Annotated in this window: 1 protein-coding gene; it reads left to right on the forward strand. The window is 35.2% G+C overall.

Features of this window, described 5'->3' with window-relative positions; all coding sequences use genetic code 11:
* A partial coding sequence (locus HRT72_09335) for a PAS domain S-box protein (GenBank protein ID NQY67907.1) occupies nt 1-2,982 on the forward strand: 2,982 nt, incomplete at its 5' end.
* Nucleotides 2,983-3,020 lie beyond the last annotated feature (38 nt).

The raw sequence follows: 3,020 nt of genomic DNA on the forward strand, positions 1-3,020 counted from the left end.
CTACATAATTATAATGTAGTGCATTGGGAATCTGTTCTCCTTGCCTTAATTCCTGGCATACTTAATATGGGTATTTCCATATTCGCCTTAAGGACACTTCCCAAGAATAGCACAACCGTTCTTTTCGCCTGCCTCGTACTATCGATGACCATCTGGCAAATTAGTGACACTATGGTTAGGCTAAGTGCCAATTACATTACTGCTAAGTTCTGGCTTGACATGCTTTTCTTCGGTGTTCTTTTCATAGGCCCTTTCAGTGTTCATTTTGCTTTACTCTATTCAGGAAATAAAAAAATAACGCATTCATTTCTAATGATGACGGGATTATATCTCCCCTCTCTCTTTTTTGAAGTTTCAGGAAGAGCAGAACTGTTTAAGCATTCTTTAGAATTCAGTTCATTTTGGGGATGGATTTACAAACCAACACAAGAATTCCTCAACACATTAGAAGTCACTTGGATTTCAGCTGCAGGCCTGTTAACACTTTACGTTTTGGTAAAGTTTGCATATAAGATGCGAAAGACTCCGATTAAAAATTTGCAATCAAGAATTATTGCTATAGGTTATGCGATACCTGTTCTTCAAGGAATTACAACGCAATACATACTACCTTTTGCTTTTGATTTAAAAGACATACCACTCACAACAACCTTTACACTTGTATACTCCAGTTGTACAATATATGCCCTCTCCAAGTACAAAATCATGTCCTTCAATCCTTATATTACCTCCGAGCACTTGTTGAGAAGCATGAAACAAGGCATCCTTGTTACAGACCAAAATAATGTTGTTAAATATGTAAATGACATGACAACTACCCTGCTGGAATACCCACAAAGTGAACTGATTAACCAAAAACCTGAAAAAGTATTCATTCCAGAAACTGAACACAAAAAACTTATAGACAGCAGAATTAAAGCTGACCTAAACGATGGTGCCGAATATAAAATTCAGTTTAGAAAAAAATCAGGTCTGCATTTTCCAGCGTGGGTTAATAGAACACCGTATTTAAATGAAGACGGCCAACATATTGGTTCTCTTATTATTATTAACGACATCAGCGAAAGAGTCCAAAAAGATGTTGCACTAAAAGAATCGAAAGACCGTATTGAGCAAATCGTAAACAATATTAACGAAACTGTCTACTCTATTGAAATCACTTCACATGACCCAATAAAAGAAAGGATTCTTTTCTCCAGTGGTAGAATTGAATCCCAATTAGGTTTTAAGCTAGAGGAATGGGGAGAAGAAAACTTCTGGAATGATTTAATTCATCCAAGTGACAAGGTACGAGTAGTTGAAGAGTATAAAGAAATGCTCGCGAGTAAAGAGAGAAGCATATTTACATATCGTATAAAAAATATAAAAACCAATAAATACATATGGGTTGAAGATATTGCTCATCCATTCTCGTTTGATAAAACAGGAAATATTCACATATACCATGGATCGATAAGAGACATATCAGAAATAGTAGAGAAAAAATCCGCTTTACAGGAATCAGAAAGCAAAATCGAAAGAATACTAGATAACATTGAAGAATCAATTTACACGATGGAAATCGTTAGCCTATCCCCTCTTATTGAACGGGTAATTTTCAGAAGTGGAAAAGTCGAAAACCTAATCGGCATAAAAGCAGAAGATGACGTCTATTTAGAAGAGTTCTACAAAATGGTTCACCCAGAAGATCTAGTTCTTATCGAGGAGAGCTTTAAGCAAATGCTTGAAACTAAAAAGAACATTGAAGTCACTTACCGTATTAAAAACATCCAAACCGAAAAATATATCTGGATTAGAGAAATTTCGAATCCCGTAGTTAATGAAAACGGAGAAATAACTTTTTATCATGGATCAACAAGGGATGTAACAGAAAACGTAGAAAAGGAGAAAGAACTTTCTGAAGCGAACGAAAGATTTCAATCGATACTTGAAGCTGCCAATGATGCAATAATAATTTCCGATCAAGAAGGTATTATTATTATGTGGAATAGAGGTGCCGAGGTAATTTATGGTTTTACCAAAGAACAGGTAATTGGAGAAAATGTTAAAATTATACTTCCTGGTAAACATGCCAATATTCATATTCCTGGAAAAGGATACAATCCGGAGAAAGATAAACATTTTGACGCGGAGGGAACTACATACGAGTCAATTGGACTTAGAAAAAACGGGGAGAAGTTTGACTTGGAGGTTTCCGTTACCCGATGGAAGGTTAAGGATAACATTCTTTACTGTGAAATAATAAGAGATATATCTGATCGAAAAAACGACAGGCGTAAACTTGAATCTGCGAATCGCGAGTTAGAAACTTTTATATATAAAGCATCGCATGATTTAAAAGGACCTTTAGCAAATAGTATCGGGTTGGTTAATATCGCCAAAACAGAACTGCCTACCGGTAAATTATCGGAAACATTCGACTATATATCTGCATCGCTAAGTAAGCTTGAACATGTACTCGACGACCTCCAACAGGTTGCACTAATAAAACAGCACCAGTTAAACTATTCCAGTTTCGAACTTAACAAGTCTTTCGACTCAGTAATAAACTTTCTTCAGGAGAAATTAGACTCTAATAACATTAGTGTAGAAGTAAGCTCCAACATTGAAAGTATTACTACGGATAAGAACCTTCTTCACATTGTGTTAACCAATGTAATCAAGAATTCTATTCAATATAGAAATCCTTCTGTAAGAAATCCACACGTCATTATTACGGCAATTGAAATTGAAAATAAGATTCAAATATCAATTGAAGACAATGGTCTTGGTATTCCGGAAGAAAACCGTCCTACAGTATTTGACATGTTCATAAAAGCAAACACATTATCTACAGGAACCGGTTTGGGTCTTTATATGGTTCAAAATGCAGTCAATCTTCTTAAAGGCCAAATAGTACTTGAAAGCGAAGAAAATAAAAACACTTTAGTAAAGCTTACTTTACCAATCGAAAAAACTTCTCTAATAACGAATACCGCATAAACAATACAGCATAACAAGATGTATTACAGGTACATACA

The organism is Flavobacteriales bacterium (assembly GCA_013214975.1).
In the GTDB taxonomy this organism is placed as follows: domain Bacteria; phylum Bacteroidota; class Bacteroidia; order DT-38; family DT-38; genus DT-38.